The sequence below is a fragment of the Microcystis sp. M179S2 genome (assembly GCF_020245805.1).
GTDB classification, from domain to species: domain Bacteria; phylum Cyanobacteriota; class Cyanobacteriia; order Cyanobacteriales; family Microcystaceae; genus Microcystis; species Microcystis aeruginosa.
Map to the genome: position 1 here is coordinate 1 of NZ_JADBUE010000046.1, position 3,486 is coordinate 3,486.

Consider the following 3,486-nt stretch of genomic DNA (forward strand, 5'->3'; position numbering starts at 1 on the left):
AAATTAACTTCTTGGTTAGGATAGACAAGAGGCAAGGGGTGCCTCTCACATTTGCAGAAATACCGACAATCAGCAATTATCAGTGACCCTTAAATTATTACAGACATATCAGCAGCTGCCTGTAAGCATCCCACCGAAAAACCAATGCGCTCTAGGGTTTGGGTAGGGTTGATTCATGAATCAACCCTACTATAGAGTTCTTGCATAATTAATTTTTGAGAGTGCAAAAATGAGATGCACCCAGAGGTAAGAGGTAGTTATAAGCGTTAAAGATAAACCACAGAGACACAAAGAACACAGAGAGCCGATTTTTTTCTAGACTGTTGAGATGGTCGAAAATTGAGATTTTAGTTTAAACGATGCCACTCAACGATTTTATTGCCTACTTTCAAAATAATTGCTTGACCTAAACCCAGTTCTTGTGTCACATTAACTAGATGGGCGAAATTTTGACGGGTGATTGCTAGTCCCTCCAAACAAGCTAGACAATCGAGACAGAGAACCGTAGAGAATTCCCAGGTTTGTCGGTAAACACGGCAATTATCCGGTAAAAAAGCCACAAGAGCGCGAAAATGAGTCAAAGCGGCTTTCTCAAAATTGGCGCTAGTGCAGTCAAAAGACGAGTGCTGATAGCTCATAAAAACTTTGCCTGATAGGGAGAGAGCAGGGTTTTCCTCAGACTAGCACCTCGCTTCTGGGGATCACGTTCCCTTTAGAATTTCTCAATAGACTGGCAAATCCCCCCAGAGGAGTATCGTTACCCGCGAGCCAATTGCTAGAAGCTAGGTTTCTTCCCAGAGATAGTGTACTGTAGATATTGATGTCCTTCCGGCTGGCAAGATAACCTATAAATTTCCCCACTCGTCCCCAGCGATAAAAGGCTGTATTTAGTCAAAAATCAAGTGTTGACTTTGATGCCAAACTTGCCTAGTAAAAAATGATCACAGCCTCAAGTTGCCGCTTAACTAATTGACTACTTAACTGATAACTGGTAACTAAGATTATGAATAATGCAATTGTCAAACCGAGAGATGTACAAGTAGCACCGATAGCCGCCGATACTTTTGTCTTTCGTTCCCGCACTTGGGACCGGTTAAAATTCGAGATCGAATACGGATTACAAAAGGGAACTACCGCCAATAGTTATCTGATTAAAAGTGAAAAGGTCGCTCTTTTTGATCCACCGGGGGAATCATTTTCGTCCATATTTTTAGAGGCTTTAACTAAAAGAATCGATCCGAAAACTATTGATTATATTATCCTCGGTCACGTTAACCCCAATCGTGCCGTCACCCTCAAGGCACTTTTAGAAATCGCTCCTCAAGTCACTTTTGTTTGTTCTAATCCAGGGGCAATTTCCCTGAAAAAAATTCTCGAAACCGAAGCATTAAATCTGTTGGTTGTCAAGGGGGAAGAAATATTAAATTTAGGAGCAAACCATCAATTAGAATTTATCCCCACTCCTAACCCCCGATTTCCCGATCAACTCTGTACCTACGACAGTAAAACTGATATTCTCTACACCGATAAATTATTCGGGGCGCACGTTTGTGGCGACCAAATTTTTGATGAGGGTTGGAGCGTTTATAACGAAGATCGGCGTTATTATTTCGATTGTCTCATGGCTCCCTATGCGGGCCAAATTAGCAACGCTTTGGAGAAATTAGCCGCTAAATCGCCCTTATTTTATGCCGTTGGTCACGGTCCTCTGGTGCGTTACGGGATGCACGAATTGACCCTTTCCTATCAACAATGGTTAGCAGTACAAAAGTCCCAAGAGTTGACAATCGCCCTGATTTATGCTAGTGCCTACGGCAACACCGCCACCCTTGCTCAAGCGATCGCCATGGGAATCACGAAAGCGGCAGTAGCAGTGACGGCGATTAATGCCGAGTTCGCTGAACCAGACGAGATCAAAACGGCGATCGAAAAAAGTGTCGGTTTTATCTTTGGTTCCCCCACTTTGGGGGGACACGCACCGACTCCCATCCAAACCGCCTTGGGGATTACCCTGTCCAATGGCGATAAAAGCAAGCTGGTGGGGGTTTTTGGCTCCTACGGTTGGAGTGGGGAAGCGGTCGATCTTTTAGAAGGTAAATTCCGGGATGGCGGTTATCGCTTCGGTTTTGAGCCAATTCGGGTTAAATTTAAGCCCACGGAGGCAATTTTAAAGACCTGTGAGGAAGCGGGAACCGATTTCGCTCAAGCAGTCAAAAAAGCTCGCAAAAGCAGACAACCGAAAACTAATGTTAACCAATCCCAAAGCGATCGGCGATCGCAGGCTCTGGGCCGTTTGGTGGGTTCTCTCTGTATCGTCACCTGCGAATTGGGAGAATTGCGCGGCGCCATGTTAGCCTCTTGGGTATCGCAAGCGACGTTCACTCCCCCCGGATTGACTATTGCCGTGGCAAAAGAACGAGCGATCGAGTCTCTGCTTTATAGCGGTACGCCTTTTGTCCTTAATATCCTCCAAGAAGGTCAACATTTGGCTTTAATGAAGCATTTTCTTAAACCTTTTACTCCAGGAGAAGATCGTTTTGCTAATATCGAAACCACTAAAGCTGAGAACGGTGGGCCGATTCTGGCCGAAGCGCTCGCTTATCTGGAATGTCGGGTGGAACAACGAATGGAGTGCGGTGATCATTGGCTGCTTTATGCGATCGCAGAAAAAGGCAGGGTTTTACACCAGGGTTTAACCGCCATCCATCATCGCAAATCTGGCAGTTATTATTAACTCATGGTGACGGGCAAGGGATCGCAAAAAACAAGGGTTTCGGCTGATCCCGAAAGTGAACAATACTCTCCCCTATCCTTCTGCTACTGTTTGTAAAACAAGATCATTGACATCCTCACCGCCGTAAACGGACGGCGATTCCCTACAGATCAAACAAACTTAATTGAACGATCTTTGGATGGGTTGACGCTTCACGGGATGCTGCTTCTTTAACAGAAGTCTTACACCTTCCTCTGCGTCCGTTTTTTGAGGTCTCCGATTGCCCACCGGCGACCTTGATATTAATTGCGGCGTTCACGTCCCTATCATGGAAAGTCCCACAAAAAAGACATTCCCACTCACGGATATTTAATGCTTTCTTACCGCCGATATTCCCACAACAGGAACATCGCTGAGACGTTGGCTCCCATCGGGAAATTATCCGAAAATCACGCCCATATTTATCAGATTTTGCCGATAGCATATCTCGAAAAGAACGCCATCCCAAATCTGATATAGCACGGGATAACTTGCGATTTTTAACCATTCCCGATGTGTTTAAATCCTCTAAAATTATCGTTTGATTTTCACGAACAACTCTAGTGGATAGTTTATGCAAGAAATCAGTACGAGTGTCTTTAATCTTTGCATGGATTTTAGCTACTCGTTTCCTAGCTTTTTCCCGTCGGTTACTTCCTTTCTGTTTTCTAGAAAGGTTTTTCTGTGCCTTTATTAGTCGTTTTAATCGTTTTTTTAACGGTTTAGGAGCGTCT

General features: G+C 44.5%; 3 protein-coding genes. 1 reads left to right on the forward strand and 2 read right to left on the reverse strand.

From position 1 onward, the window contains the following. Positions 1-347: 347 nt before the first annotated feature. Positions 348-638, reverse strand: coding sequence for a hypothetical protein (locus tag IM500_RS02470; RefSeq protein WP_002797276.1), 291 nt, complete (start codon positions 636-638; stop codon positions 348-350). Between the two features lie 365 nt (positions 639-1,003). Between IM500_RS02470 and IM500_RS02475 the strand changes: the two genes are divergently transcribed. Next, positions 1,004-2,734 carry a diflavin flavoprotein gene (locus IM500_RS02475; RefSeq protein WP_287737577.1) on the forward strand — a complete coding sequence of 577 codons (1,731 nt, stop codon included), beginning with the start codon at positions 1,004-1,006 and terminating at the stop codon, positions 2,732-2,734. Positions 2,735-2,876: 142 nt separating this feature from the next. Here IM500_RS02475 and IM500_RS02480 read toward each other — a convergent pair. Continuing rightward, a partial coding sequence (locus IM500_RS02480) for an RNA-guided endonuclease TnpB family protein (protein WP_287737578.1) occupies positions 2,877-3,486 on the reverse strand: 610 nt, incomplete at its 5' end.

Bases quoted from the DNA above. Each gene is read 5' to 3' on its own strand.
- IM500_RS02475 (WP_287737577.1), top strand. From the start codon at position 1,004: ATGAATAATGCAATTGTCAAACCGAGAGATGTACAAGTAGCACCGATA.
- IM500_RS02470 (WP_002797276.1), bottom strand. From the start codon at position 638: ATGAGCTATCAGCACTCGTCTTTTGACTGCACTAGCGCCAATTTTGAG.